Below are 26772 nucleotides of genomic sequence, written 5' to 3'. Positions count from 1 at the left end.
CGGACGACGGCGGACAACAGCGAAGGGCGGGCCCCCTCCCACCGGAGGGGGCCCGCCCTTTCGTCTGGCAGCGGCCGCGGGCGCTACTCGGGGAAGCCCGGGATCACACCCTCGCCCTCGGCCATCAGCAGCTCGCGGACCTCGTCGATCGTCGCGTCGGCGCTCGGCAGGATCAGCTCGGACGGCTCCAGCGAATCCAGCGGCACCGGGGTGCCGTACTGCTTCACCGCGTCGATGAGCTTGCCGTAGGCCTGGCGGAAGAGCGTCTCGTCCCCCGACTCCACTGCGGTGACGAGCTCGGCGTCGAGCTCGTTGAGCAGGTTCAGGTGGTCCTCGCCCACCTCGTACTGCCCCTCACCCATGACCCTCATGATCATGCCGTGCGTCTCCCTGGTTCGTGGGGTCGAGCTCAGATCACTTGTTGTAGTTGATGCGCGGGGTGTCCTGCTGCGGCTGCGGCCGGACGTCCTGCTGGCCCTGCTCGATCGCGGCGGGGCCGGCCGAGGAGGGGCCGGACAGCTCGGCCTTCATCCGGGCCAGCTCCAGCTCGACGTCGGAACCTCCGGCCACGCGCTCCAGCTCGGCCTCGATGTCGTCCTTGCGGCCGAGACCGCTGGCGTCGTCGAGCGCGCCGGAGGCGAGCAGCTCGTCGATGGCACCGGCCCGGGCCTGCATCTGGGCGGTCTTGTCCTCGGCGCGCTGGATCGCCAGGCCGACGTCGCCCATCTCCTCCGAGATCCCGGAGAAGGACTCGGCGATGCGGGTCTGCGCCTGGGCGGCCGTGTACGTCGCCTTGATGGTCTCCTTCTTGGTGCGGAAGGCGTCCACCTTGGCCTGAAGTCGCTGGGAGGCGAGCGTGAGCTTCTCCTCCTCGGCCTGGAGCTGCTGGTACTGCGCCTCCAGGTCGGTGATCTGCGACTGCATGTTGGCCTTGCGGGTCAGCGCCTCGCGGGCGAGGTCCTCGCGGCCGAGCGACAGCGCCTTGCGGCCCTGGTCCTCGTACTTGGCCGACTGCTGCTGCAGCTGCGTCAGCTGGAGTTCGAGCCGCTTGCGCGAGGTCGCGACGTCCGCGACACCACGCCGTACCTTCTGCAGCAGTTCGAGCTGCTTCTGGTAGGAGTAGTCGAGCGTCTCACGGGGATCCTCCGCCCGATCCAAGGCCTTGTTCGCCTTGGAGCGGAAGATCAGCCCCATACGCTTCATGATTCCGTCGCTCATGGGCCTCGGGTGCCCCCTTCTCCGGCCTGCGGTCTCTATCTCGTTACCAGACACGACGAGTGTATGTGCAGCGAGCCCGTCGCCGCAGTGCACCTGCCTGCAACAAGACTGCTACAGCGACCATGGCGTTTCCTCCTCCCCCGGGTGGATCCGCCCCTCATACCCCTCATCGTCCATCCGACTGATCCCCTACGGGAAGGCCCCGGGAAACCCGGGTCGGACGGCGCCTCGGGGGTATCGATATGCGTTTGGGTCCGAGGGCACCCGTGGAAGCCGCGTCGCACCCCGTACGCTGGTGGTGTGTTCCGACGCCGTTCAGATGATGCCGCCGCCTCCGCCACCGTGCTGGAGAAGCAGGACGAGACGACCCAGGCCCGCGACCCGCAGGCCAGGAAGGGCCGCCCCACCCCCAAGCGCAGTGAGGCCGAGGCCAACCGGCGTAACCGGGTGACCGCCGTGCCCAAGGACCGCAAGGAGGCCGCCCGCCAGGGGCGCGAGCGGATGCGCGTCGAGCGCGAGAAGCAGCGCCAGGCCCTGATGAACGGGGACGAGCGCCACCTGCCGGCCCGCGACAAGGGCCCGGTGCGCAAGTTCGCCCGCGACTACGTGGACTCCCGCTGGTCGCTCGCCGAGTTCTTCCTGCCGGCCGCCGTGGTCATCCTGGTGCTCAGCATCGTCAAGGTGCCCACGCTCCAGATGCTCTCCACCCTGCTGTTCCTGCTGTTCTTCGTGTTCGTGATCCTGGACTTCGTCCGCCTCGGCTTCGGCCTGCGCAAGCAGCTGGCCGAGCGCTTCGCCGGGCAGAACACCCGCGGCGCCGTCGCGTACGGCATCATGCGCACCCTCCAGATGCGCCGGCTGCGCCTGCCCAAGCCGCAGGTGCGGCGCGGAGAGAAGCCCTGACCGCCGAACCGGTCGACTCCGGCTGGGCCCCCCCGTCCTGGGAGGGGCCCGGCCTCTACGCGCTTCCGGGGCAGGGCGACGGCGGCCACGACCGGATCGCCCAGGAGCGCCGGCTGCCCTCGCGCAGCGGCTCCTTCGCGGGCGGCACCGGCGCCTGGCTGGACCGCGTCGGCGGGCTGCGCGACTTCGTCCGCCAGGAGCTCGTCGCCCGCCAGCTCGCCGAACAGCTCGCCGGGCGCAGCGCGCAGCGCGTCCTCGACATCGGCTGCCGCCAGGGCACCCAGGCCCTGCGGCTGGCCCGGGCCGGCCACTACGTCACCGGGATCGACTCGGACCCGGTCGCGCTCGGCGTCGCCCAGGAGGCGCTCGCCGAGGAGCCGCCGGAGGTCCGCGGCCGGATGCAGCTGCTCAGCGGCGACGGCCACCAGTGCGGGCGCTGGTTCGGCCCGCGCAGCTTCGACGTGGTGCTCTGCCACGGCGTGCTGATGTACCTGCCCGACCCGGACCCGATGATCGCCTCGCTGGCCCGGCTGCTGGCGCCCGGCGGGCTGCTCTCGCTGCTGGTCCGCAACCGCGACGCGCTCGCCCTGCGGCCGGCCGCCGCCGGGGACTGGCGGGCCGCCCTGCACGCCTTCGAGACCGACCGGTACTACAACCGGCTCGGGCTGGCCGCGCGGGCCGACCGGCTCGCCGACCTCACCGTCACCCTCTCCGAGGTGTCGGTGCCGCTGCGGCACTGGTACGGCGTGCGGGTCTTCACCGACAGCGCCCCGAACGACGCGGCCCCGCCGGTGGACGGGCGGCAGCTGGCCCAGCTCCTGGAAGCCGAGGACCGGGCCGGCCGCACCGACCCCTACCGGCAGGTCGCCGCGCTCCTGCACGTGATCGGGGCGAAGTAGCCGCTCGGGCTCAGCCCTCGTGCAGGCTCATCGCGTACACCTTGTTGCCGTCCTCCAGCAGGACCGCGGTGTCCACGCCGTCCTCGGCGAGCTGCTTCCAGGTCTCCCCGATCCAGGTCTCGGCGTCCCCCTGGCCGGCGAACTCCTCCTGGCCGCCGCCGGGCGTCACCACGCTGCCGTCCGCCTTCTCGTACCGCCACGTCCAGACCATGCCCGGCTCCTCCCACTGACGCTGCCTGTGCTGCGCACCATAGCTTGCCCGGCCCGGTCCTCCGTACGCCTGTCGGGCAGGATGGGCGCCATGGCGACCCGATCCGAGCCCACCCGTCCCCCGCTGCCCCGCACCCTGCTGCTCGGCGGCGCCCGCTCCGGCAAGTCCACCCGCGCCGAGCAGCTGCTCGCCCACCACCCGGACGTCCTGTACGTGGCCACCGGCGGCACCCGGGACGGCGACGCCGAGTGGGCCCAGCGGGTCGCGCTGCACCGGGAGCGCCGGCCGGCGAGCTGGCGCACCGCCGAGACCTGCGACCTGGAGGCCGTACTGGCCGACCCCGACGACCCGGCCCCGGTGCTCGTCGACTGCCTGGCGCTGTGGCTGACCTCCGTCATGGACGAGTGCGGCGCCTGGGACGACGAGGTCTGGGCGGACCGGGGCGAGAGCGCGGTGCAGCGCCGCTGCGACGCGCTGGCGCGGGCCTGGGCGGCCACCGGGCGCACGGTCGTCGCGGTGAGCAACGAGGTCGGCATGGGCGTCGTCCCGGCCACCGCCGCGGGCCGCCGCTTCCGCGACACCCTGGGCCGGCTCAACATGGCCGTGGCGGACGCCTCGGAGCGGGTCCTGCTGGTCGTGGCCGGGCAGGTGCTCACCATCAAGCCGGACGTCAAGCCAGCCGCTGGCTGAACACCTTCGGCGTGTAGCCTTCCGGACGATGGACACGACCGTGGATCTCGATACGTTCTCCTCGCTCGTCGAGCGCCCCGACGAGAGCGCCCGGCGGGCCGCCGAGGAGCGCTGGCAGGCGGCCGACCGCCCGCGCGGCGGGCTCGGCAAGCTGGAGGAGCTGGGCAGCTGGCTGGCCTCCGTGCAGGGGCGCTCGCCGGTGCGGCCGATCTCCGCCCCCAAGGTGCTGCTGTTCGCCGCCGACCACGGCGTCGCGGCGCTCGGAGTCTCCCGGATGCCCGCCCAGGGCGGCACCGCGGCCCGGGTGCGGGCCGTGCTCGACGGCAGCGCGCCGGTGTCCCGGCTGGCCGCGCGCTACGGCGCCCAGGTACGGGTCGTCGACGTCGCGGTGGACGCCGACCCGGCCGACTTCCCGGACGAGGTGGTCACCCACCGGATCCGGCGCGGCTCCGGGCGGATCGACGTCCAGGACGCGCTCACCGCGCAGGAGACCGTCCGGGCGTTCCGGGCCGGCATGGCCGTCGCCGACGAGGAGGCCGACGCCGGCACCGACCTGGTGCTGCTCGGAGACCTCGGGGTCGGCGCCACCACGGTGGCCGGCGTGCTGGTCGGCGCGCTCTGCGGGACGGACGCGGCGGCGGTGACCGGGCGAGGCTCCGGGATCGACGACCGGGTGTGGATGGTCAAGTGCGCCACGATCCGGGACTCGCTGCGGCGGGCCCGGCCGGTGCTCGGTGACCAGCTCGCGCTGCTCGGCGCCACCGGCGGGGCCGACTTCGCGGCGATCACCGGCTTCCTGCTCCAGTCGGCCGTGCGCCGGCTGCCGGTGGTGCTGGACGGCGTGGTCTCGGCGGCCTGCGCGCTGGTCGCGCAGCGGATCGCCTTCCGGGCGCCGGAGTGGTGGCGGGCCGGGCAGTCCAGCGGCGAGCCGGCCCAGGCGAAGGCGTACGACCGGCTGACCCTGACGCCGCTGCAGGACCAGGGCATCACCACCGGCGAGGGCTTCGGCGCGCTGCTGGCGCTGCCGCTGCTCCAGGCCGCCGGGGACGTGCTCGCGGACGAGGCGCCGAAGCCGTTCGTACCGATGGCCCCGAGCGCGCCGAAGGAGCAGCCGAAGCTGCCCTCGGCGGCGGACCTGCTGCGGAAGCTGTAGCGGCGGGGGCCCCGCGCCCCGGCTGACGGCACGACAACCCGAAGAACGCCCCTGCCAGGGGCGTTCTTGCTGTGAGAGGACGTACGGCATGGCGAGCGGCGGCGACCGGGCCACCTGGGCCGAGGGCCTGCGGTTCGGGTTCGGGACGCTGTCCGTCCTGCGGGTGCGGGTGGAACGGTGGGACCGGGCGGCGGCGGCCCGGGCGATGCTGACGGCCCCGCTGGTCGGGCTGGTGCTGGGGGCACCGGCGGCCGCGGCCGGCGCCCTGGTGGCCTGGCGGGCGGGCGGGCCGCTCGGCGCGGTGGCCGCGGTGGCGGTGCTCGCCGCCCTGACCCGGGGGCTTCACCTGGACGGCCTGGCGGACGTCGCCGACGGGCTGGGCAGCGGGAAGCCGGCCGAGGACGCGCTGCGCATCATGAAGCAGTCCGACATCGGTCCGTTCGGCGTACTGACCCTGGTCCTCGTCCTGCTCGCCCAGGTGGCCGCGCTGGCCGGACAGTTCGGTCACTCCCCGCTGCGCGGCGCGCTCGCGGTGCTCGCCTCGGCGACGGCCGCCCGGTGCGCGCTCGCCTGGGGCTGTCTGCGGTCGGTGCCGGCCGCCCGGCCCGGCGGACTGGGGGCGATGGTGGCGGGCACCGTACCGCCCGCCGGAGCCGCCGTCGCGACGGCCGCCGCCGCGCTCGCCCTGGCCGCGGCCGGACTGTTCGACGGATGGTCAGCTCTCCGCCTCCCGTTGGCCGTTGTGCTCGGCGCCGGCTGCGCCCGCCTGCTGCTCGGACGGTGTGTGCGCAGGTTCGGCGGGATCACCGGGGACGTGCTCGGCGCGATGGCCGAAACCGCCGCCACCGCCTCGCTGTTCGCCCTGGCGTTGCTCGGCTGATACCGGGCGGCGCGTGATCCCAGCATGCGGACTACCATGCGGGGAGCACCGCAGCCCTGCACCGTGGCAGGTCCTGCCCGCCCGGCGCGCACCGAGGAGCCGGGGCCTCTGGTGTGCGCGGCCGCTTCGGGCGGACGCGCGCGCCAGGGGGCCCGGACCCCGGAGGCCTGCCGGCGGTCGGCCTGCGACGGCGGGCTGCGCCGGTGCGGCAGCCTCGCCGTGGCCGGTCGTGGACCGCGAAAGAACAGGACGCATTACGTGACTGCATTGTCTGTGAGCACCTCCTCCGCCGCCTCGCTGCGCGCGGACGCCCTGGTGATCGGTGTCGCGAAGGGCCCGAAGGGCATCGTGCTGGCCCCCGGCGCCGAGGCCGTCGACGAGGCGTTCGAGGGCAAGCTGACCGAGGTCCTCAGCACCCTGGGCGCGACCGGCGCCGAGGGCGAGGCCGTCAAGGTCCCCTCCCCCGCCGGCCTGAAGGCCGCGCTCGTGCTCGCGGTCGGCCTGGGCGAGGCCGCCGAGGACGGCTACGAGCTGGAGGCGCTGCGCCGCGCCGCCGGTGTCGCCGCCCGCACCCTGGCCGGCGCCAAGAAGGCCGCGCTGGCCCTGCCCGTCGAGTCCGCCGCGGACGTCGAGGCGGTCGCGCTGGGCGGTCTGCTCGGCTCGTACGCCTTCGGCACGTACAAGGGCAACGGCAACGGCAAGGAGCCGGTCGGCGAGCTGGTCCTGCTGGCCGCCCGCAAGGGCAGCAAGGACGCCAAGGCCGCCGTGGAGCGCGCCGCCGCGATCGGCGAGGAGATGAACCGGGCCCGCGACCTGGTCAACACCGCGCCGAACGACCTGAACCCGAAGAGCTTCGCCGCGATCGCCCAGGCGGCCGGCAAGGAGCACGGCCTCAAGGTCGAGGTGCTGGACGAGAAGGCGCTGACCAAGGGCGGCTTCGGCGGCCTGCTGGGCGTCGGCAACGGCTCGGCGAACCCGCCCCGCCTGGTGAAGGTGGCCTACACCCACCCGAAGGCCAAGGCCACCCTGGCGTTCGTCGGCAAGGGCATCACCTACGACTCGGGCGGCATCTCGCTGAAGCCGGCCGGCCACAACGAGACCATGAAGTGCGACATGGCCGGCGCCGCCGCCGTGTTCGCCGCCGTGGTGGCCGCCAAGCGCCTGGGCCTGGCCGTCAACGTGACGGGCTGGCTGGCGCTGGCCGAGAACATGCCGTCCGGCTCCGCCACCCGCCCGGGTGACGTGCTGAAGATGTACGGCGGCAAGACCGTCGAGGTCCTGAACACGGACGCCGAGGGCCGCCTGGTGCTGGCCGACGCGATCGTGCGGGCCGGCGAGGAGAACCCGGACGTCATCGTCGACGTGGCCACCCTGACCGGCGCCATGGTGCTGGCCCTGGGCAACCGCACCTTCGGTGTGATGGCCAACGCCGACGAGCTGCGCGAGGAGCTGCACACCGTGGCCGGCGAGGTGGGCGAGCAGTCCTGGCCGATGCCGCTGCCGGCCGAGCTGCGCAAGGGCTTCACCGAGTCGACCATCGCCGACATGGCCAACATGGGCGAGCGGATGGGCGGCGGCCTGGTGGCCGGCCTGTTCCTGAAGGAGTTCGTGGCCGAGGGCACCGACTGGGCGCACCTGGACATCGCCGGTCCGGCGTTCCACGAGGGCGCGCCGTACGGCTACACCCCGAAGGGCGGCACCGCGAGCGCGGTGCGCACCCTGGTCCGCTTCGCCGAGCAGCGGGCGAACGGCAAGGCCTGACGCGGACATCCCCTGATCCGGGGCCGACCCGCTGATCCAGGACCCGCTTGCGACGGGGCCCGGCGCACACGCGCCGGGCCCCGTCGTCGTTCCCGGCGGCCCGGTCGTCGTTCCCGGCGGCCCCCTTGTCGTTCCCGGCGGCCCCCTTGTCGTTCCCGGCGGCCCCCTTGTCGTTCCCGGCCGGGTTACCTGCGAGTAGGCCGGGCGGCCGCGGCGCACCTCTGTTCGCTGCGGGCGAAACCTTGTTCCACAGTGCGGAAGAAGCCGCGGCGGGTGACGCGGAAGACGCCCGTCCGGCGGCTGTCAACACGGCTCTGAGCTGCGATGATGCCCTTCCGTCGGGGGCGTTCCCGCCCCGGTGACCGCTCCGCGGGACACCCCTGGGGTGGACCCCGACATCAGCCACCGTGAACAAGTGCGAAGATGTATTTCCGGCACGACTGGGCGCCCCACAAAGGCTTCCGACCCACCGGACCGCGACCGGCCCGGCGACCTACCCCATGCATGGAGGACGTGACGTGGCGAACGACGCCAGCACCGTTTTCGACGTAGTCATTCTCGGAGGCGGAAGCGGCGGTTACGCCGCGGCGCTCCGCGCCGCTCAGCTGGGCTTGAGCGTTGCCCTGGTCGAGAAGGGTGAGCTGGGCGGCACCTGCCTGCACCGCGGCTGCATCCCGACCAAGGCGCTGCTGCACGCCGCGGAGATCGCGGACGAGACGAAGGAGGCCGCCGAGTTCGGCGTTCTGGCCACCTTCCAGGGCATCGACATCAACGGCGTCCACAAGTACAAGGACGACGTCATCGCCGGCCTGTACAAGGGCCTCCAGGGCCTGGTGGCGTCCCGCAAGGTCACCTTCTTCCAGGGCGAGGGCAAGCTCTCCTCGCAGACCTCGGTGGACGTCAACGGCCAGCGCATCGAAGGCCGCCACATCGTCCTGGCCACCGGTTCCGTGCCGCGCTCGATCCCGGGCCTGGAGATCGACGGCAACCGCGTGATCTCCTCGGACCACGCCCTCAAGCTCGACCGCATCCCGAAGTCGGTCGTCATCCTCGGCGGCGGCGTGATCGGCGTCGAGTTCGCCTCGGTCTGGAAGTCCTTCGGCGTCGAGGTCACCATCGTCGAGGCGCTGCCGCACCTCGTCCCGCTGGAGGACGAGAACTCCTCCAAGCTGCTGGAGCGCGCGTTCCGCAAGCGCGGCATCAAGTTCGAGCTGAAGGCCCGCTTCTCGGGCGTCGAGTACACCGAGACCGGTGTCCGCGTCTCCACCGAGAACGGCAAGCAGATCGACGCCGACCTGCTGCTCGTCGCCATCGGCCGCGGCCCCGTCTCGGCCGGCCTCGGCTACGAGGAGAACGGCGTCGCGATGGACCGCGGCTACGTCCTGGTCGACGAGTACATGCGCACCAACGTGCCCACCATCTCCGCCGTCGGCGACCTCGCCCCGACCCTCCAGCTCGCCCACGTCGGCTTCGCCGAGGGCATCCTGGTCGCCGAGCGCCTGGCCGGCCTCAAGCCGGTGCCGATCGACTACGACGGCGTTCCGCGGGTGACCTACTCCAACCCCGAGGTGGCCTCCGTCGGCATCTCCGAGGCCAAGGCCGTCGAGCTGTACGGCAAGGAGAAGGTCGTCACCCTGAAGTACAACCTGGCCGGCAACGGCAAGAGCAAGATCCTGAAGACCGCCGGCGAGATCAAGCTCGTCCAGGTCAAGGACGGCGCCGTGGTCGGCGTCCACATGGTCGGCGCCCGCATGGGCGAGCAGGTCGGCGAAGCCCAGCTGATCTACAACTGGGAGGCCCTGCCGGCCGAGGTCGCGCAGCTCATCCACGCGCACCCGACCCAGTCCGAGGCCCTGGGCGAGGCGCACCTGGCGCTGGCCGGCAAGCCGCTGCACGCGCACGACTGATCACGCCCCACCCCCCTTTCCCGGTACTTCCCGTACGCAAGTACTTCCCGTACGCAAGACTTGATAGGAGTCGCTGAAACCATGGCGGTCTCAGTAACACTGCCCGCACTGGGCGAGAGCGTTTCCGAAGGCACCGTCACCCGCTGGCTGAAGGCCGAGGGTGAGCGTGTCGAGGTCGACGAGCCGCTGCTCGAGGTCTCCACCGACAAGGTCGACACCGAGATCCCGGCCCCGGTCTCCGGCATCCTCTCCTCGATCAAGGTCGCCGAGGACGAGACCGTCGAGGTCGGCGCCGAGCTGGCGATCATCGACGACGGCTCGGGCGCCCCGGCCGCCGCTCCGGCCCCGGCCGCCGAGGCCGCGCCCGTCGCCGCCCCGGCCCCGGCCGCCGCCGCCCCGGCTCCCGTTGCCGCTCCGGCCCCGGTTGCCGCTCCGGCTCCGGCCGCTGCTCCGGCCGCCGACGCCACCCCGGTGCTGCTGCCCGCGCTGGGCGAGTCGGTCACCGAGGGCACCGTCACCCGCTGGCTGAAGGCCGAGGGTGAGACGGTCGAGGTCGACGAGCCGCTGCTCGAGGTCTCCACCGACAAGGTCGACACCGAGATCCCGTCGCCGGTCGCCGGCACCCTGGTGAAGATCCTGGTCGGCGAGGACGAGACCGCCGAGGTCGGCGCCCAGCTCGCGCTGATCGGCGCCGCCGGTGCCGTCGCCGCCGCCCCGGCTCCGGTTGCCGCTCCGGCCCCGGTCGCCGCTGCTCCGGCTGCCCCGGCTCCGGCTCCGGCCGCTCCGGTTGCCGCCCCGGCTCCGGTTGCCGCCCCGGCTCCGGCCCCGGTCGCCGCTCCGGCCCCCGTCGCCGCTGCTCCGGCCCCGGTTGCCGCTCCGGCCCCGGTCGCCCCGGTCGCCGCTGCCGCTCCGGCCGCCCCGGTGGCCGACAACGGTGACGCCTACGTCACCCCGCTGGTGCGCAAGCTCGCCGCCGAGCACGGCGTCGCGCTGGCCTCCGTCGCCGGCACCGGTGTCGGCGGCCGCATCCGCAAGCAGGACGTCATCGCCGCCGCGGAGGCCGCCAAGGCCGCTCCGGCCCCGGTCGCCGCTGCCGCCCCGGCCGCCGCGCCGAAGGCCGCCGCCGCGCCGTCCGCCCTGCGCGGCCAGACGGTCAAGATGACCCGCATGCGCAAGGTCATCGGCGACAACATGATGAAGGCCCTGCACGAGCAGGCCCAGCTGACCAGCGTGGTCGAGGTGGACGTCACCAAGATCATGTCGCTGCGCGCCAAGGCCAAGGAGGGCTTCCTGGCCCGCGAGGGCGTCAAGCTCTCCCCGATGCCGTTCTTCGTCAAGGCCGCCGCCCAGGCGCTGAAGGTCCACGCGGTCGTCAACGCCCGGATCAACGACGCCGAGGGCACGGTCACCTACTTCGACACCGAGAACATCGGTATCGCGGTGGACTCCGAGAAGGGTCTGATGACCCCGGTCATCAAGGGTGCGGGCGACCTCAACATCGCCGGCATCTCGAAGAAGACCGCCGAGCTGGCCACCAAGGTCCGCGACAGCAAGATCACCCCGGACGAGCTGTCCGGCGCCACCTTCACCATCAGCAACACCGGTTCGCGCGGTGCGCTGTTCGACACCGTGATCGTGCCGCCGAACCAGGTCGCCATCCTGGGCATCGGCGCCACCGTCAAGCGCCCGGTGGTCATCGAGGCCGACGGTGGCACCGCCATCGGCATCCGCGACATGACCTACCTGTCGCTCTCCTACGACCACCGCCTGGTGGACGGCGCCGACGCCGCCCGCTACCTGGTCGCGGTCAAGGAGATCCTGGAGGCCGGCGAGTTCGAGGTCGAGCTCGGCCTCTGACCCCACCAGGTCCCCGCGGCACCCCGCGTACGGAACCCCGCGTCGTCCCCGGACGGCGCGGGGTTCCGCGTTTCCGGCTCCGGGACCGGGCTCGGCGCGGGCTCGGCGCAGGCTCGGCGCGGGCTCGCGCCGAGTCGCGGCATGCGCGGACGCGGCCGAACGGGGATGCTTGAGCGGTGATGGACGAGACGGACTTCTGGCAGATCATCGACGAGACCCGGGACGCCGCCGACGGCGACCCCGACGAGCAGGCAGACCTCCTGGTGGAACGGCTCCTCCAGCTGACCCCGGACGACGTGATCGACTTCGCCCGGCTGTTCCAGGCCCGGTTCCACCGCGCCTACCGCCACGACCTGTGGGGCGCGGCCTACCTGCTGCTCGACGGCGCCTCCGACGACACCTTCGACTACTTCCGGTCCTGGCTGATCGGCCAGGGCCGGGAGGTCTTCGAGGGCGGGCTCGCCGAGCCGGACGACCTGGCGGACCTGCTGCCGGAGTTCGACGAGGAGGAGGACGGCGAGGCCGAGGACCTCGGCTACGCCGCCGACGAGGCGTACGAGCGGCTGACCGGACTGCCGCTGCCCGAGGTGGGCGGGCGGCAGTCCGAGCGGCCGGCCGGAGCGGCACTGGACTTCGACGACCCGGACGTCATGGCGAAGCGCTTCCCCAAGCTCTGGGAGCGGTACGGGGACTGAGGCCGCTCAGACGCTGCTGCCGGAGGTGCTGTCCTGCTTGATGCCCTTGAGGATCTGGTCCAGCACCGCGAAGTCCGGCGCGGCCGGATTGTCGTCCACGCCGCCCTCCATGACCACGTAGCCGCCGCCCTTGGCGGGGAGGGCGGCCAGCAGGACGTAGCCCTGGGTGCCGTCCGTGGTACGGATGTGCCAGCGGGTGGCGTAGCCGAGGGCCCCGGCCACGCTGACGTACCCGGAGCCGGCGTCGGTGTGCGAGCTGACGCCGGAGAAGATCTGCCCGGCGTAGTCGGGCATCCGGGCGTCGGCGGCCGCCTTGGGCGAGGTGCCCTGGACGATGTCCTTCTCGACCGAGAACTGGCCGCGGATGCAGGAGCCGCCGTCCGGGCAGGTGTAGCGGCCGGTGCCGAGGTAGACCGTCGAGTGCGGCGGGCTGCCGGACACCTCCCAGCCGTCGAGGACCGGCACGGTGATCGCGTGCTCCGCGTCGGGGACGGTGCTCTTGACCGTCGGGAGGGGCTTGGGCGTCGCGGGGCCGCTGGTGGGCGCGGTGGGGCCGGGGCTCGCCGTGGGGCTGCCGCTCCGGGCCACGGTGACCGTGGGGTCCGGGGCCGGGTCCGCCCTGTGGTCGCCGCCGCTGTTGAAGGCGACCCCGGCGACGATCCCGGCGGCCGCCAGGACGGCGACCGCGATGCCGACGACCAGGCCGGTCTTCGGCTTGGCCGGCCGGGCCTGCGGCGGGTGGCCCGGGCCCGGGTAGCCGTAGCCGGGGCCCTGGGGCGGGTAGCCGCCCGGGGTCTGGTAGCCGCCCTGGGCCGGGTACGGGCCTTGGCCCTGGGCCGGGCCCGGGTAGCCGCCCTGGGCCGGGTACGGGCCCTGGCCGGGGTAGCCGTGGCCGGGTGCCTGGTAGGCGTCCTGGCCCGGGTAGCCGTACGCCGGGGCCGCCTGGACCGCCGGACCGCCCGGGTAGCCGTAGCCGGGTTTCCCGTCGGACGTCTGGGTGGGGGCGTCGGCGATGCCGCCCGTGACGCCGCCCTGGAGCGGTCGGACCTCGGCGGTCCAGGCGTTGCCGTCCCACCAGCGCTCGTGACCGGGGGTGCCGTCCGCACCCGGGACCGGGTACCACCCGGGAGGCGTCGAGTTGCTCACGGGCGTACGGTACCCGGCACGGTGGCGCTCCGGACAGGTCGGGACCGTCACGACTCCGCACCGCCCTCGGGCGGCGAACCGCCTTTTGTGGCACGCCTGTTCGGGCCTACGCCTCCCTGTGCGTCCCCGCGGCTCGGCCGGCCGCGTCAGCTGTGTCGGCTGCGTCGGCCGTGTCAGCGGTGTCGGCTGTGTCGGTCAGGCCGCGGGCCATCCAGATGTCGTCCACGTACCGGCCGTCGATCAGGAACTCCTCGGCCAGCGAGCCCTCGACGACGAAGCCGCAGCTCTCGTAGAGACGGCGGGCCGGGGCGTTCCAGCCGAGCACCCGGAGGCTCATCTTGCGGGCGCCCCCGGCCCGGGCCGCCGCGCAGGCCGCCTCGACCAGCCGGCGGCCGATGCCCCGCCCGCGGACGGTGCCGTCGACGGCCAGGCCCTGGATCTGCCGCACGTGCCGGTTGCTCGCCAGCGGGGTGGGCGGGACCTGGCGGACGTAGCCGACGATCCGCCCGTCCAGCACGGCCAGCAGGAACTGCTCGGGGGTGTGCCGTTCGTCGAAGACCGGGTCCTCGACGGGCGGTTGCGGGGAGACGTCGGCCAGGACGGACCAGGCCGCGTGGTTGAGGACGGCGAGTTCGCGCTCGTCCTCGCTCCGCGCCGTACGGATGATCAGATCGTCTTCGTCAGGCATGCGCGCCATGCTAACGACGCCGACGACGCACGCACGGGTGACGGACGGTCGGGAACAGCGCGGCAGCACCCGGGAACACGCGGGCGCACGAGGGAGCTGCGAGGATGGGCGCATGCGCATCGCTGTCACGGGTTCCACGGGTTTGATCGGTTCGGCGCTCGTCCGCTCCCTGCTGGCGGACGGCCACGAGGTGGTCCGGCTGGTCCGGCACCGGTCCAAGACCGGCCCGCAGCCGGACGGCAGCACCGCGATCGGCTGGAACCCGCTGCTCGGCGAGGTCGAGCGGGACGGACTGACCGGGGTCCAGGCCGTGGTGCACCTGGCCGGCGCCGGGGTCGGCGACCGCCGCTGGACGGACTCCTACAAGCGGGAGATCCGGGAGAGCCGGGTGTACGGCACCGAGACCCTGGCCGTCGCCCTGGCCGCGCTCAAGGAGCCGCCGCAGGTCCTCGTGAGCGCCTCCGCGGTCGGCTGGTACGGGCAGACCGGCGACCGGGTGATCGACGAGGACTCCCCCGCCGGCGACGACTTCCTGGCCGAGGTCTGCCACGAGTGGGAGGACGCCGCCCGGCCGGCCGAGCGGGCCGGGATCCGGGTCGTCCACCCCCGCACCGGCATGGTGCTCTCCGCGGCCGGCGGGGCGGGCGGGCGGCTGTTCCCGCTGTTCAAGCTGGGTCTCGGCGGGCGGCTCGGCAACGGGCGGCAGTACTGGAGCTTCATCTCGCTGCACGACGAGGTGGCCGCGCTGCGGTTCCTGATCGACCACGACGACCTGTCCGGCGCCTTCAACCTCACCGCGCCGAACCCGGCGACCAACGCCGAGCTGACCACCGCGCTCGGCCGGGCGCTGCGGCGGCCGACGCCGTTCCCGGTGCCGGAGCCGGTGCTCAAGGCGGTGCTGGGCGAGCTGGCGATCGAGGTGGTCGGCAGCCACCGGGTGGTGCCGCGGCGGCTGCTGGACGCGGGCTTCCGCTTCACCCACCCGGACGTGTACTCGGCGGTGCTCGCCGCGATGTGACGGGCGCGCGGGCGGCGTCGCCGACCGGGCGGGTGTGCGGGGCGGCGCCGACGGGGCGGGTGCTGCCGGCCGGGCTGGTGCGCCGGGCGGGGCGGGTGGTGCCGGCTGTGCGGCTGCTGGGGCGGGTGCTGGGCGGCGGGCGCACGGGGTGGCTGCGCGCGCCGGGAGGGTAGGCGTGCGCGCGGGTCGCGCGAAGCCCGTGCGGACCCCGAAACCGGTATCCGCCCTGGCCAGCGGCATATGCCGGGCGGGGCCCGAGGGGGCCCGAGGAGGGGGCGCACGGGAGCACATGGCGGGCGCGTCGCACGCCCCCGGTGACCGTACGCGCCCGCCGACCCCCCAACCCGGCCGCCACGGCGCACTGTCCGTGACCACGCCCCCGCCCGGTGCCGCACAACCCTCCCCGGCCCTCGGATCCGGCCCGACGCGCTTGTCTGATGCTCACACTGACTGGGCATCACCCTCCACGGACCGTGTCCCGGCACCCCGCTGCCTGCGTCGGCCGGAGCCCCGGGACCAGGGAGGGAGCACCCCAGTGCCCACGTACGACTTCACCCGCCGCGCCCGCCGGCCGTCCGACCCGGACGTCGTCGTGGTCGGCGCCGGACTCGCGGGCCTGGCCGCCGCCCGCGAGCTCACCGGCCACGGCCTCACCGTTCAGGTCCTGGAGACCACCGACCGAATCGGCGGCCGGATGGCCACCCGCGAACAGGACGGATTCCGGCTCGACGACGGCAGCCACCTGCTGAACACCGCCTTCCCCGAGCTAGGCCGCACGCTCGACCTCGACCGCCTCGACCTGCGCCCGCTCGCGCCCGGCGTACTGGTGCACAGCGCCGGCCGCCGGTACCGCGCCGGGGACCCCCAGCTCACCGTCGCCCGGCAGGCCGCCGCCCGGGCCCCGCTCGGCAGTCCACTGGACAAGGCCCGGCTGGCCGGCCGGCTCGGCCGGCTCGCCACCACGCCGGTCGGCCGGCTCCAGGCCCGGACGGAGACCACCGCCGCCCGCGCGCTGGCCGGCCACGGCCTCGCCCAGCGCACCGTGGACGGCTTCCTGCGGCCGCTGCTCAGCGCACTGCTCTCCGATCCGGCGCTCGGGACCAGCAGCCGGGTCGCCGATCTGGTGCTGCGCTCGTACGCGCGCGGGCGGCTCTGTCTGCCCGCCGACGGGATCGCGGCCGTGCCGGCCCAGCTGGCCGCCGCCCTGCCCGCCGGGACCGTCCGCACCCAGGTGCGGGTCACCTCGATCGCGGCGGACGGCGTGGAGACCCTCGCCCACGGGCGGATCGGTGCCCAGGCCGTCATCGTCGCCACCGACGCCCGGTCCGCCGCCGAGCTGCTGCCCGGGCTGCGGCTACCGGACTTCCACCCCGTCACGACCTTCTACCACGCGGCTGACGCCGCCCCGCTGAACGAGGCCGTCCTGCTGCTCGACGGCGACCGGCCGAACGGGCACCCGCCCCTGGTGTCGCACACGCTGGTGCTCAGCGCGCTGCACCCGTCCTACGCCCCGGCCGGCCAGTCGCTGATCGCCACCACCGTGCTCGGGCGGCGCTCCTTCGACGTGGGCGGCCCGGCCGGGCTGGAGCCGGCCGTCCGGGCCCGGCTGGCCGAGCTGTACGGCGGCTCGACGTCGGGCTGGCAGTTCCTCGGCGTGCGACACGTCCCGGACGCGCTGCCCGCGATGCCGCCACCGCACAACCCCCGCCGTCCGGTGCGGCTGCTGGCCGGGCTGTACGTCGCCGGGGACCACCGGGACACCAGCACCGTGCAGGGCGCGCTGGTCTCCGGGCGGCGGGCGGCGCAGGCGGTCCTGGGCGACCTCGGCGTCCCCTCCGACGCCCGGGAGGCGGAGGCGGCGGCCTGACGGCGGGCCCGCGTCCGGGCACGGCAGGGCACCGGGACGCACCAGCGGTCTGCCGGGGTGACAGACCGACGGCGCGCGTCGACGAACGAGTCGGCGCGCTCTCCCGGCTCGGCCCGGCCGTGCCGATGTTCCCGGCCGACCGACGAGATCGGCTACGAGATCGGCGTCCGCGGGCGTCGCGCCGGGCGTCGGCGGGCGCCGGCAGGCGCCGCGGCGGCCCGCCGGGACGGGCGCGCACCGTGTGCCCGGCCTCGGTGTCCCCGCCGCTCCGCCCGGCCGTGCGCGGGGCTGCTCCGCGCCGGTGACGGCCGGCGCGGGGCAGCCGAGGATCCGGGCCCGGACCGACAGGCCCGGACCTCCGTGCGCACGGGCGGGCGGACGGGCCGCCGCCCGTGCGCCGGGCGCGCGGGGCTGCGCTGGCCTGCGCGGGGCCGCACCGGCCCGCACGGGGCCGCGCCCGGCGGGCCGCCGCCGGTCCCCGCTGTCAGATCACTCCCGCCTGCCGGGCCGTCTCCTCGAAGGCGCGGGCCACCGGGCTGCCGCGGTAGGGCGTGAGGCGGCGGTGGAAGTCCCGGACGTACTCCAGCGAGCGGGCCGAGCGCATCTCCCCCGCCGCCCGCAGCGCGTCGGTGGCCATGGTGCAGGCCTCGTCGAGGTCCCCCATGCCGAGCCGGGCGGTGGCCAGCACCAGGCGGCAGAAGATCCGGCTGCGGGCGTAGGCGGGCGAGCGCAGCCGCAGCGACTTCTCGGCGTGCTGCGCGGCCGTCCGCCACTGCTGGAGGTCGCGGTAGCAGTGGGCGAACTCGTCGGAGAGCTGGGCCTCGTCGAAGTACCGCGCCCAGGAGGGAAGTTCGTCGCCGGTCCGGGCCGCCGCCAGGGCGCGCTCGGCGCGCACCAGGGCGGTGGTGCAGGACCGGACGTCGCCCAGCAGGCCGTGCCCGCGCGCCTCGGCGGCGTGCATCAGCGACTGGACGACCGGCGGCACGGCGGTGCCCACGCCCTGCTGGGCGACCCGGGCGAGCTGGACCGCCTCCCGGCCGTGGCCCAGGTGGACGGCCTGCTGGCTCATCGTCACCAGCACGTAGCCGCCGAGCGCGCGGTCCCCGGCGGCCTGGGAGAGGCGCAGCGCCTGGACGAAGTAGCGCTGGGCGAGGCCGTGCGCGGCGATGTCGAAGGACGTCCAGCCGGCCAGCCTGGTGAGGTCGGCGACCGCGCCGAACAGGGCCCGGCCGATCTGCTCCCCGTAGCGGCCGCGCAGCATCGGTTCGGCCTCGCTCTCCAGGTAGCGGACCAGCGCCTGGCGGGCGTGGCCGCCGCCGTAGGCGTGGTCGAGCGCGCGGAAGAGGTCGCCGACGGCGCGGATGGCGGCGATGTCGCCGCGGCCGACCCGCAGGGTGGGGCGGGACTCGCGGGCCGGGTCGGTGTACGGCGGTTCGACGGCGACCGGGGGCCGGCGGCTCTGGATCGGCACCCGGCCGATGGTGGGGGCGGTGCCGGTGGTTCCGGCGGTGCTGCGGGCGGTGGGGGCCCCGGGGACGCCGGGGGCGGGGCCGCGCGCCGGGCTCCCGGGGGACGCGCCGGGCGCACCCGGCGCCGGGGCGCCGGTGATGGCCGCGGAGGTGGCGCTGCCGGCCGACGGGCCGGTGGCGGCGTCCGGCCGGGCCAGCGTGGAGCCGTCCCGGGCGACCCGCTCGTCGGTGCGGCCGATCAGCCAGTCCCGGCTGGGGACGACCAGGCCGGCCGGGGTGAAGGCGATCCGGCGCAGCTCGGACTGCGGGCCGTTGTCCTTGCGCCACATGCTCGCCACGATGTCCACCGCCTCCTGCGGCGTCTCGGCGAACTCCAGGCCGGCGTAGACCGGGGCGCAGGCGTCCAGACCGAGGTCCTGGGCGGTGAGGCGGCGGCCGAGGCGGCGGGTGAAGACCTCGGCGATCAGCGCCGGGGTGGCCCCGCGCGGCTGCTGGCCGCGCAGCCAGCGGGTGACCGAGGTCTTGTCGTAGCGCAGGTCCAGGCCGTGCTCCAGGCCGAGCTGGTCGACCCGGCGGGCGAGGCCCGCGTGCGAGAAGCCGGCTTCCTCGATCAGCGCCGCGAGCTGGCCGTTCTGCGGGGCCGTGCCGGAGTGGCCCGGGCCGCGGGACGGCGCGGGCGCGCCGGGGTTCTCGTGCCGGTCGGATGTGGCCTGCACCGGCAGTCGCAGGTCGTCGGCGTCCGGGGCGTCGGCGTCCGGGGCGTCGGCGGCCAGCGTGTCGGCGGTCAGGGCGTCGGGGGCGTCCGGAAGGGTCCGGCCGACCGGCCCTCGGTGCTGGCCGAGCGGGTCGAGCGGTCCGTACGCCGGGCTGTCGGTTGCAGGCCGTTGGGGCATGTCTGTCAACACCTCTCGGACGTCGCACCGGGCTTCACCAGCACTTCGGCGGCCTGGGGCGGCGCCCCCTGTCGGGAATCGGCGTGAATGTAGCGAGCATTCGGCCGCTATGGGTGGATCTGACCGAGCAATCCACCGAACGGGTGAAGCAACCGCGCCCATTGTGGGGAAGCGAGGCCACCTTGGGTTTGGTCGTCCGGGGTCGAACCGTCGGCCGTTCCGAGGGCTCCTCCGAGGGCTCCTCCGGGGGTCTCTCCGAGGGCGTCTCCGAGGGTCGATCCGCCGTTCGGGCCTCGCTCCGACGTCATGGCGGACGGCACCACAGCCCAGCGGGATGCTGTGGCGGTCCGCCACATGGGAGCGGGGCCGCCGGATTCCTACCGTTCAAGGCCATGGACACCTCTACTGCCCGCCCGCTCGCCGGCCGCACGGCCATGGTCACCGGGGCCGCCTCGGGGATCGGCCGGGCCTGCGCCGAGGCCCTCGCCGGGGCCGGCGCCCGGGTCTACGTCGTCGACCTCGCGGCCGGCCCGGCCGAGGAACTCGCCGAGCGGATCGGCGGCCGCGCGGTCGTCGCCGACCTCGCCGACCCCGGGGCCGTGGACGCCCTGCCGGACGACGCCGACATCGTCGTCAACAACGCCGGCCTCCAGCACGTCGCACCGGTGCACGAGTTCCCGCCGGACCGCTTCACGCTGATCCAGCGCGTCATGGTCGAGGCCCCGTTCCGCATCCTGCGCCGCACCCTGCCGCACATGTACGAGCGGAAGTGGGGCCGGGTCGTCAACATCTCCTCCGTCCACGGCCTGCGCGCCAGCGCCTTCAAGTCCGCGTACGTCACCGCGAAGCACGCCCTGGAGGGCCTCAGCAAGACCGTCGCCCTGGAGGGCGCGCCGTACGGCGTCACCAGCAACTGCATCAACCCGGGCTACGTCCGGACTCCCCTGGTGGAGAAGCAGATCGCCGCCCAGGCACTCGCCCACGGCATCCCCGAGGAGGAGGTGGTCGAGCGGATCATGCTCGACCGCACCGCCGTGAAGCGCCTCATCGAGCCCGAGGAGGTCGCTCAACTCGCCCTCTGGCTCTGCTCCGACGCCGCCTCCTACATCACCGGCTCCAGCCTCCCCGTCGACGGCGGCTGGACGGCGCACTGAGCGCGGAGCGCTCGGCGATCCGCCCTCCCCTCTCATAGGGCACACGGGCACATTCGACCCCGGGACTGTGTGGGCCACCCACATAGTCCCGAGGTCGGGCGCTTCCTACCTTGTGGCGACATCGTCTCCCCCTGGTTCTGGAAGTGGTGGCCATGAACGCCTCTGCGAACGCCTCTGCGCGAGGTACGACAGCGAGCAGCTCACTCCCGAGAGTGGTGGCCGCGAGCCTGATCGGCACGACGATCGAGTGGTACGACTACTTCCTGTACGGAACGGCGGCGGCGCTGGTGTTCGGGAAGCTGTTCTTCCCGCACAGTGATCCGCTGACCGGGACGCTGCTGTCCTTCCTGACCTACGCGATCGGGTTCGCGGCGCGGCCGCTCGGGGCGCTGGTGTTCGGTCACTTCGGGGACCGGGTCGGGCGGAAGAAGCTGCTGGTGGTGAGCCTGCTGCTGATGGGCGGGTCGACCACGGCGATCGGGCTGCTGCCGACGTACGACTCGATCGGGGCCGCCGCGCCGGTGCTGCTGACGGTGCTGCGGCTGGTGCAGGGCTTCGCGCTCGGCGGCGAGTGGGGCGGCGCCGTGCTGCTGGTGTCGGAGCACGGCGACCAGCGGCGGCGGGGCTTCTGGGCGTCCTGGCCGCAGGGCGGGGCGCCGGCCGGGAACCTGCTGGCGGCCGGGGTGCTGTCGCTGATGACGACGGTGCAGTCGGACGCGGAGTTCCTGGCGTGGGGCTGGCGGGTGCCGTTCCTGCTGTCGGCGGTGCTGGTCGTGGTCGGGATGTGGATCCGGCTCGCGGTGGACGAGTCGCCGCTGTTCAAGCAGGCGCTGGCGGCGCAGCACAAGCGGCAGGAGGAGCGCCGGACGGCCGAACGCCTGCCGCTGGTGGAGGTGTTGCGCAACCACTGGCGGGAGGTGCTGGTGGCGATGGGCGCGCGGATGGCGGAGAACATCTCCTATTACGTGATGACGACCTTCGTGCTCACCTACGCCGTCACCCACGCCCACTTCTCCAAGCAGACCGCGCTGAACGCCGTCCTGATCGCCTCCGCGATCCAGTTCGCGCTGATCCCGCTGTTCGGCGCGCTGTCCGACCGGGTCGGGCGCCGGCCGGTGTACCTGGTGGGCGCGGTCGGGGTGGGTGCCTGGGCCTTCGTGTTCTTCGGGATGGTCGACACCAAGTCCTTCGGCTCGCTGGTCACCGCCGTCACCGTCGGCCTGGTCTTCCACAGCGCCATGTACGCGCCCCAGGCGGCCTTCTTCTCCGAGCTGTTCGCGACCCGGATGCGCTACTCCGGCGCCTCGATCGGCGCCCAGTTCTCCTCGGTGGCGGCCGGCGCCCCGGCGCCGCTGATCGCCACCGCGCTGCTCAAGGACTACGGCAGCTCCACGCCCATCGCGGTGTACGTCGCCATCGCGGCGGCGATCACCGTGCTGGCGGTGCTCTGCGGTCGGGAGACCAGGGGCCAGGACCTCGCGGACGTCGAGGGGGAAACGGACCGGGACGGTCAGGAGCCGGACGCCTCCTCGGCCGAAAAGCCCGCCGTCGCCTGAGGACCGAGCCGATACGATCGCGGTTTCTCGGAACCGACGGAACCGACGCCGATTGGCAGCACGCACCATGAACCACCCTCACGAAAGCGCCGCACCCGCGCTGCGGCGGCTGCTCGACCTGCTCGCCTCCGGCGCCGCCACCGAGGACTTCGCCGACGTGCTGGCCGACGCCCGCCGCCGCGGAGCGCCGGCCGCCGTCCTCGCCGAGATCGACGACGCCACCTGGCAGGCGCTGCGCGTCCACCGTACCCTGCGTCAACACCGGCGCCGTGAGGCCGAGTTGACGGCCCTGTTCGACACCGCCGGGGACCTCGCCGCCTCCCGGGACCTGGACACCGTGCTCCAGGCGATCGTCCGCCGGGCCCGGATGCTGCTCGGCACCGACACCGCGTACCTGACCCTGCCGGACGAGGCCGCCGGCGACACCTACATGCGGGTCACCGACGGCTCGGTCTCCGTCCTGTTCCAGACCCTGCGGCTCAGCCTCGGCGACGGCCTGGGCGGGCTGGTCGCGCAGGCCGCCCGCCCGTACGCCACCCCCGACTACCGCACCGACGAACGCTTCCACCACACCGGCACGATCGACGCCGGCGTGCTGGACGAGGGCCTGGTGGCGATCATCGGGGTGCCGCTGCTGCTCGGCGGGCAGGTCATCGGCGTCCTGTTCGCCGCCGACCGCACGCCGCGCGCCTTCTCCCCCGACGAGGTCGCGCTGCTCTGCTCGCTGGCCGCGCACGCCGCGATCGCCCTGGACACCGCCAAGTCGCTGGCCGACACCCGGGCCGCGCTCGCCGAGCTGAACGCCGCCAACGAGCTGGTCCGGGCCCACTCCTCCGCCGTGCAGCGCGCCGAGCAGGCGCACGACCGGCTCACCGACCTGGTGCTGCGCGGCGCCGAGGTACCGGACGTCGCCGCCGCCGTGGCCGCCCTGCTGGGCGGGGAGATAGCGGTCCTGGACGCCGAGGGCGAACCGCTGGCCGGACGCTCCGCACCCGCCGCCGAACTGGCCGAGGCGGTCGCCGCCTCCCGCACCGAGGGCCGGTCCGTACGGCACGGCGAGCAGTGGGTCTGCGCGGTGCTGGCCGGGCACGACGCGCTCGGCACCCTGGTGCTGCGCGGCCGACCCGACCTCGACGACGCCGACCGGCGGCTGTTCGAGCGGGCCAGCGTGGTCACCGCGCTGCTCCTGCTGCTGCGCCGCTCGGTCGCCGAGACCGAGAACCGGGTCCGCGGCGAACTGCTCACCGACCTGCTGACCGCCCCCGAGCGCGACCCGGCCGGGCTCACCGCACGCGGCCGCCGACTCGGCGTCGACCTCGCCCGGCCGCACCTGGTGCTGGTCGCGGAGCCCGCCGACGGGAAGGCCGACGACCGGGGACGGCTGGCCGGCGCGGCACGGCGCTACCTGTTCGGCTCCCGGGGCGTCAGCGCCGAACACGCCGAGACGGTGGTACTGCTGGCGCCCGTCGAGAGCGGCGGCACCGACGACCCCGAGGACAGCGCCCGGCAGGCCGCCGAGCGGCTGGCCCGGCTGGCCGGGTTCCCGGTCACCGTCGGCGCGGGCCGCCCCGCCGCCGGGCCAGCCGCGCTGGCCGCCTCCTACGGCGAGGGCCTGCGCTGCGTCCGGGCGCTGCGGGTGCTCGGCCGCGCCGGGGAGGGCGCCTCCGCCCGGGCGCTCGGCTTCCTCGGCGTGCTGCTCGGCGACGGCCACGACGTGGACGGCTTCGTCGGCGCGACGCTCGGCCCGCTGCTGGCGTACGACGCCCGGCGCGGCACCGAGCTGGTCCGCACCCTGCGCGCCTACTTCGACTGCGGCGGCAGCCTGACCAGGGCCAAGGACGAGCTGCACGTCCACGTGAACACCGTGGTCCAGCGGCTGGACCGGGTCGAGGCGCTGCTCGGGCGGGACTGGAGCCAGCCGGAGCGGTCGCTGGAGCTCCAGCTCGCGCTGCGGCTGCAGTTGCTCGCGGGCGGGTGAAGGCGGGCCGAGCAGGGGGATGGCGGGCCCGGCCGGGCGGCTGGAGGCGTCAGGACGGGCAGTCGGCTGGAGGCGTCAGGGCGGGCGGGCCGGGCGGCTGGAGGCGTCAAGGCGGGCGGGGCGGCTGCTCACGGGCTACTGAGGGGCCCGGGCGGGCGGAGCGGCTGCTCACGGGCGGCTGAGGGCTTCCGGCGGCCGGGGCGTACAGTGGCGAGGTTGGTCTCGAACGCCCGGCAAGGAGCGGCAACGGTGAGCGAGAACGTGCGTTTTGTTCGCATGGGCATAGGTGAGCGGACCGTGCCCTACCAGGAGGCCTGGGAGGAGCAGCAGCGGCTGCACGCGTTGCGGGTCGCGGACGAGATCCCCGACACCGTCCTGCTCCTGGAGCACCAGTCGGTGTACACCATGGGCAAGCGCACCAACCCCGCCGACCTGCCGCTGGACGGCACCCCGGTGGTCGAGGTCAACCGGGGCGGCGAGATCACCTGGCACGGCCCCGGCCAGCTGGTCGGCTACCCGATCGTCAAGCTGCCCGACCCGATCGACGTCATCGCCTACGTCCGCCGGCTGGAGGAGGCGCTGATCCGCACCGCCGGCGAGTTCGGCATCGAGTCCACCCGGGTCGAGGGCCGCAGCGGGGTCTGGGTGCTGGGCGAGTCCATCCCGGACGCCGTGGTGGACCCGGCGCAGGTGGTGGACATCGGCAAGCTGACCCTGCGGATGGGCCTGCCGCTGGGCATCGACCCGCGCCTGGCCGGCCCCGAGTACGCGCCCTCCAACGCCGGGCAGCGCGGCGACGACCGCAAGCTCGCCGCGATCGGCGTGCGGGTCGCCCGCGGCGTGACCATGCACGGCTTCGCGCTCAACTGCGACCCGGACATGACCTGGTTCGACAAGATCGTGCCGTGCGGCATCCGGGACGCGGGCGTGGCCTCGCTCACCGGCGAGCTGAAGCGCGGACTGTCCGCCGCCGAGGCGGCGCCGGTGGTCGAACGGCACCTGGCGGACGTCTTCGCCGAGCTGCCGGAACCGGCCCTCAGCCGCTGACCCGCCGGGCGGCACCGGCACACCTTCCACCGACGGCCGCCGGAAGTCCCGGCGGCCGCTGGGAATCTACCGACCGGTAGCCATGTTGCCCTGCGATTGCAGGGCGGCAGGCCCGGCGAAGGCCGCACAACCACAGGCGTACCCTGGGGGTACCCCGTCTAGTTCTAGGAGTCGCACGTGTCCGCTGTCGCGCCCGACGGCAGGAAGCTGCTCCGCCTGGAGGTCCGCAACAGCGAGACCCCCATCGAGCGGAAGCCCGAGTGGATCAAGACCCGCGCGAAGATGGGCCCGGAGTACAACGCACTCCAGTCGCTGGTGAAGAAGGAGGGGCTGCACACGGTCTGCCAGGAGGCCGGCTGCCCCAACATCTTCGAGTGCTGGGAGGACCGCGAGGCCACCTTCCTCATCGGCGGTGACCAGTGCACCCGCCGCTGCGACTTCTGCCAGATCGACACCGGCAAGCCCGCCGAGTTCGACCGCGACGAGCCGCGCCGGGTCGCCGAGTCCATCGTCACCATGGACCTCAACTACGCCACCATCACCGGCGTCGCCCGCGACGACCTGGAGGACGGCGGCGCCTGGCTGTACGCCGAGACCGTGCGCCAGGTGCACGCGATGACCGCCGGCCGCGAGGCCGGCCGCACCGGCGTCGAGCTGCTCATCCCCGACTTCAACGCGGTGCCCGAGCAGCTGGCCGAGGTCTTCTCCTCCCGTCCCGAGGTGCTCGCGCACAACGTCGAGACGGTGCCGCGGATCTTCAAGCGGATCCGCCCGGCGTTCCGCTACGAGCGCTCGCTGGACGTCATCACCCAGGCGCGCGCGGCCGGGCTGGTGACCAAGTCCAACCTGATCCTGGGCATGGGCGAGACCCGCGAGGAGGTCAGCCAGGCGCTGGCCGACCTGGTCGGCGCCGGCTGCGAGCTGATCACCATCACCCAGTACCTGCGCCCCTCGCTGCGCCACCACCCGGTCGAGCGTTGGGTGAAGCCGCAGGAGTTCGTCGAACTCCAGGAGGAGGCCGAGGAGCTGGGCTTCGCGGGCGTCATGTCGGGCCCGCTGGTGCGGTCCTCGTACCGGGCCGGCCGACTGTACCGGCAGGCGCTGGAGCGGCGCGAGCAGGCCGCGGTCTGACGGAGGCCTGATGGCGTCCTGACTTCTGACGGACGTCGGGCGCAGGTCGGGCAGGTCGGGCAGGTCGGGCGGAGGCCGAGCGGGGTCCAGTCGGAGTCCAGACGGAGTCCAGGCGATCCATCGACCGGTTCAAGCCACGGGAAGGGCGGAGCTTCGGCTCCGCCCTTCCGCTTTCACCACGCTTTGACGGCCTGGTCACGGGCTGGTAACACGGGGTGGGGACTCTGGACGCCTGGTGAGCGTTCGATTCTTCTCAGCCACGAGAGGAGCTGTTCGGCATGCGGGTTCAGATGCGGATCCGGTCGGTGGGGGTGGCTCTGCGGTTCGCCGAGAGCGTCCTGCTCGCCCCTGGCCAGCGGCACGCCCGCCGCAACGCGTGGGCGGCGGTGTGCGAGAACCGCCGGTACGCGGCGGACCGCCGGCACGACGACGCGGTGGCGCGGGCGGCGGAGCGGCGGCCGGTCCGACGGTAGGCCTTCGGCGAAACGTTTCGGGCGGCGACCCTGCGTCCGCTACAGCGCTCCGGCGGCAGCCCTTCCGCGGCAACCCTTCCGCATCCGCGACAGCGCTTCGGCGGCACCCCTTCCGCGGTAACGCTTCGGCGCCGCCGAGCCCCCCGGCGTCGCTCTGTGCGACGGCGTGCGGGCCCAC

The 26772-nt window shown here is 74.2% G+C and carries 23 protein-coding genes; 17 read left to right on the top strand and 6 right to left on the bottom strand.

The window, feature by feature from the left end:
- Nucleotides 1-83 precede the first annotated feature (83 nt).
- Nucleotides 84-377: a hypothetical protein gene (locus tag ACFWP2_RS01500; protein WP_380447109.1), complete on the bottom strand. Its 294-nt coding sequence runs from the start codon at nucleotides 375-377 to the stop codon at nucleotides 84-86.
- A gap of 37 nt (nucleotides 378-414) precedes the next feature.
- Complete coding sequence (locus ACFWP2_RS01495) at nucleotides 415-1218, bottom strand: PspA/IM30 family protein (protein ID WP_380447107.1); 804 nt, start codon at nucleotides 1216-1218, stop codon at nucleotides 415-417.
- Between the two features lie 300 nt (nucleotides 1219-1518).
- Between ACFWP2_RS01495 and ACFWP2_RS01490 the strand changes: the two genes are divergently transcribed.
- Entirely contained in the window at nucleotides 1519-2121 is a 603-nt protein-coding gene (locus ACFWP2_RS01490) for a DUF3043 domain-containing protein (RefSeq protein WP_380447105.1), read from the top strand.
- A 158-nt stretch (nucleotides 2122-2279) separates the two neighbouring features.
- Nucleotides 2280-3020, top strand: coding sequence for a class I SAM-dependent methyltransferase (locus ACFWP2_RS01485; protein ID WP_380447488.1), 741 nt, complete (start codon nucleotides 2280-2282; stop codon nucleotides 3018-3020).
- 10 nt (nucleotides 3021-3030) lie between these two features.
- On the opposite strand, the gene ACFWP2_RS01480 is transcribed toward ACFWP2_RS01485, so the two are convergent.
- Nucleotides 3031-3231, bottom strand: a complete 201-nt coding sequence (locus ACFWP2_RS01480; RefSeq protein ID WP_380447103.1) for a hypothetical protein — start codon at nucleotides 3229-3231, stop codon at nucleotides 3031-3033.
- Nucleotides 3232-3321: 90 nt separating this feature from the next.
- Here ACFWP2_RS01480 and cobU point away from each other — a divergent pair, with 90 nt between their 5' ends.
- The 7 genes from cobU (at nucleotide 3322) to ACFWP2_RS01445 (ending at nucleotide 12174) form a co-directional block, all read left to right on the top strand.
- The gene (gene cobU, locus ACFWP2_RS01475; protein ID WP_380447101.1) at nucleotides 3322-3921 is read left to right on the top strand and encodes a bifunctional adenosylcobinamide kinase/adenosylcobinamide-phosphate guanylyltransferase; all 600 of its coding nucleotides are present in this window, start codon (nucleotides 3322-3324) and stop codon (nucleotides 3919-3921) included.
- 28 nt (nucleotides 3922-3949) lie between these two features.
- On the top strand, nucleotides 3950-5074 hold the full coding sequence (locus ACFWP2_RS01470) for a nicotinate-nucleotide--dimethylbenzimidazole phosphoribosyltransferase (RefSeq protein WP_380447099.1): 1125 nt from the start codon (nucleotides 3950-3952) through the stop codon (nucleotides 5072-5074).
- A gap of 88 nt (nucleotides 5075-5162) precedes the next feature.
- Nucleotides 5163-5954 (top strand): adenosylcobinamide-GDP ribazoletransferase, encoded by a 792-nt coding sequence (locus tag ACFWP2_RS01465; protein ID WP_380447097.1) that lies wholly within the window; start codon nucleotides 5163-5165, stop codon nucleotides 5952-5954.
- A 258-nt stretch (nucleotides 5955-6212) separates the two neighbouring features.
- Complete coding sequence (locus ACFWP2_RS01460) at nucleotides 6213-7715, top strand: leucyl aminopeptidase (RefSeq protein WP_380447095.1); 1503 nt, start codon at nucleotides 6213-6215, stop codon at nucleotides 7713-7715.
- A gap of 500 nt (nucleotides 7716-8215) precedes the next feature.
- A complete protein-coding gene (gene lpdA, locus ACFWP2_RS01455) occupies nucleotides 8216-9622 on the top strand; it encodes a dihydrolipoyl dehydrogenase (RefSeq protein ID WP_380447093.1) in 1407 nt (468 codons plus the stop codon).
- A gap of 81 nt (nucleotides 9623-9703) precedes the next feature.
- Entirely contained in the window at nucleotides 9704-11479 is a 1776-nt protein-coding gene (gene sucB, locus ACFWP2_RS01450) for a 2-oxoglutarate dehydrogenase, E2 component, dihydrolipoamide succinyltransferase (protein WP_380447091.1), read from the top strand.
- Nucleotides 11480-11658: 179 nt separating this feature from the next.
- Nucleotides 11659-12174 carry a DUF4240 domain-containing protein gene (locus ACFWP2_RS01445; RefSeq protein WP_380447486.1) on the top strand — a complete coding sequence of 172 codons (516 nt, stop codon included), beginning with the start codon at nucleotides 11659-11661 and terminating at the stop codon, nucleotides 12172-12174.
- Nucleotides 12175-12180: 6 nt separating this feature from the next.
- Here ACFWP2_RS01445 and ACFWP2_RS01440 read toward each other — a convergent pair whose 3' ends face one another.
- Nucleotides 12181-13320 carry a DUF2510 domain-containing protein gene (locus tag ACFWP2_RS01440; protein WP_380447089.1) on the bottom strand — a complete coding sequence of 380 codons (1140 nt, stop codon included), beginning with the start codon at nucleotides 13318-13320 and terminating at the stop codon, nucleotides 12181-12183.
- Between the two features lie 106 nt (nucleotides 13321-13426).
- Nucleotides 13427-14008: a GNAT family N-acetyltransferase gene (locus ACFWP2_RS01435; protein ID WP_380447087.1), complete on the bottom strand. Its 582-nt coding sequence runs from the start codon at nucleotides 14006-14008 to the stop codon at nucleotides 13427-13429.
- Nucleotides 14009-14120: 112 nt separating this feature from the next.
- Between ACFWP2_RS01435 and ACFWP2_RS01430 the strand changes: the two genes are divergently transcribed.
- Together ACFWP2_RS01430 and ACFWP2_RS01425 are read left to right on the top strand one after the other, a co-directional pair.
- Complete coding sequence (locus tag ACFWP2_RS01430) at nucleotides 14121-15026, top strand: TIGR01777 family oxidoreductase (RefSeq protein ID WP_380447085.1); 906 nt, start codon at nucleotides 14121-14123, stop codon at nucleotides 15024-15026.
- Nucleotides 15027-15561: 535 nt separating this feature from the next.
- Nucleotides 15562-16893, top strand: coding sequence for an FAD-dependent oxidoreductase (locus ACFWP2_RS01425; protein WP_380447083.1), 1332 nt, complete (start codon nucleotides 15562-15564; stop codon nucleotides 16891-16893).
- Between the two features lie 484 nt (nucleotides 16894-17377).
- On the opposite strand, the gene ACFWP2_RS01420 is transcribed toward ACFWP2_RS01425, so the two are convergent.
- Nucleotides 17378-19255: a regulator gene (locus ACFWP2_RS01420; protein WP_380447081.1), complete on the bottom strand. Its 1878-nt coding sequence runs from the start codon at nucleotides 19253-19255 to the stop codon at nucleotides 17378-17380.
- A 392-nt stretch (nucleotides 19256-19647) separates the two neighbouring features.
- Here ACFWP2_RS01420 and ACFWP2_RS01415 point away from each other — a divergent pair, with 392 nt between their 5' ends.
- The 6 genes from ACFWP2_RS01415 (at nucleotide 19648) to ACFWP2_RS01390 (ending at nucleotide 26594) form a co-directional block, all read left to right on the top strand.
- Entirely contained in the window at nucleotides 19648-20409 is a 762-nt protein-coding gene (locus tag ACFWP2_RS01415; RefSeq protein WP_380447079.1) for a 3-hydroxybutyrate dehydrogenase, read from the top strand.
- A 152-nt stretch (nucleotides 20410-20561) separates the two neighbouring features.
- On the top strand, nucleotides 20562-21965 hold the full coding sequence (locus tag ACFWP2_RS01410; RefSeq protein WP_380447077.1) for an MFS transporter: 1404 nt from the start codon (nucleotides 20562-20564) through the stop codon (nucleotides 21963-21965).
- 67 nt (nucleotides 21966-22032) lie between these two features.
- Nucleotides 22033-23943: a helix-turn-helix domain-containing protein gene (locus ACFWP2_RS01405; protein WP_380447075.1), complete on the top strand. Its 1911-nt coding sequence runs from the start codon at nucleotides 22033-22035 to the stop codon at nucleotides 23941-23943.
- Nucleotides 23944-24219: 276 nt separating this feature from the next.
- Nucleotides 24220-24990, top strand: coding sequence for a lipoyl(octanoyl) transferase LipB (gene lipB, locus ACFWP2_RS01400; RefSeq protein ID WP_380447484.1), 771 nt, complete (start codon nucleotides 24220-24222; stop codon nucleotides 24988-24990).
- A 177-nt stretch (nucleotides 24991-25167) separates the two neighbouring features.
- Nucleotides 25168-26121, top strand: a complete 954-nt coding sequence (gene lipA, locus ACFWP2_RS01395; protein WP_360349931.1) for a lipoyl synthase — start codon at nucleotides 25168-25170, stop codon at nucleotides 26119-26121.
- Nucleotides 26122-26399: 278 nt separating this feature from the next.
- Nucleotides 26400-26594: a hypothetical protein gene (locus ACFWP2_RS01390; protein ID WP_380447073.1), complete on the top strand. Its 195-nt coding sequence runs from the start codon at nucleotides 26400-26402 to the stop codon at nucleotides 26592-26594.
- Nucleotides 26595-26772 lie beyond the last annotated feature (178 nt).

Source organism: Kitasatospora sp. NPDC058444, from assembly GCF_042721415.1.
In the GTDB taxonomy this organism is placed as follows: domain Bacteria; phylum Actinomycetota; class Actinomycetes; order Streptomycetales; family Streptomycetaceae; genus Kitasatospora.
The sequence above is the reverse complement of the archived record's forward strand: the minus strand, read 5'-3'. Positions and strand labels throughout refer to the sequence as shown.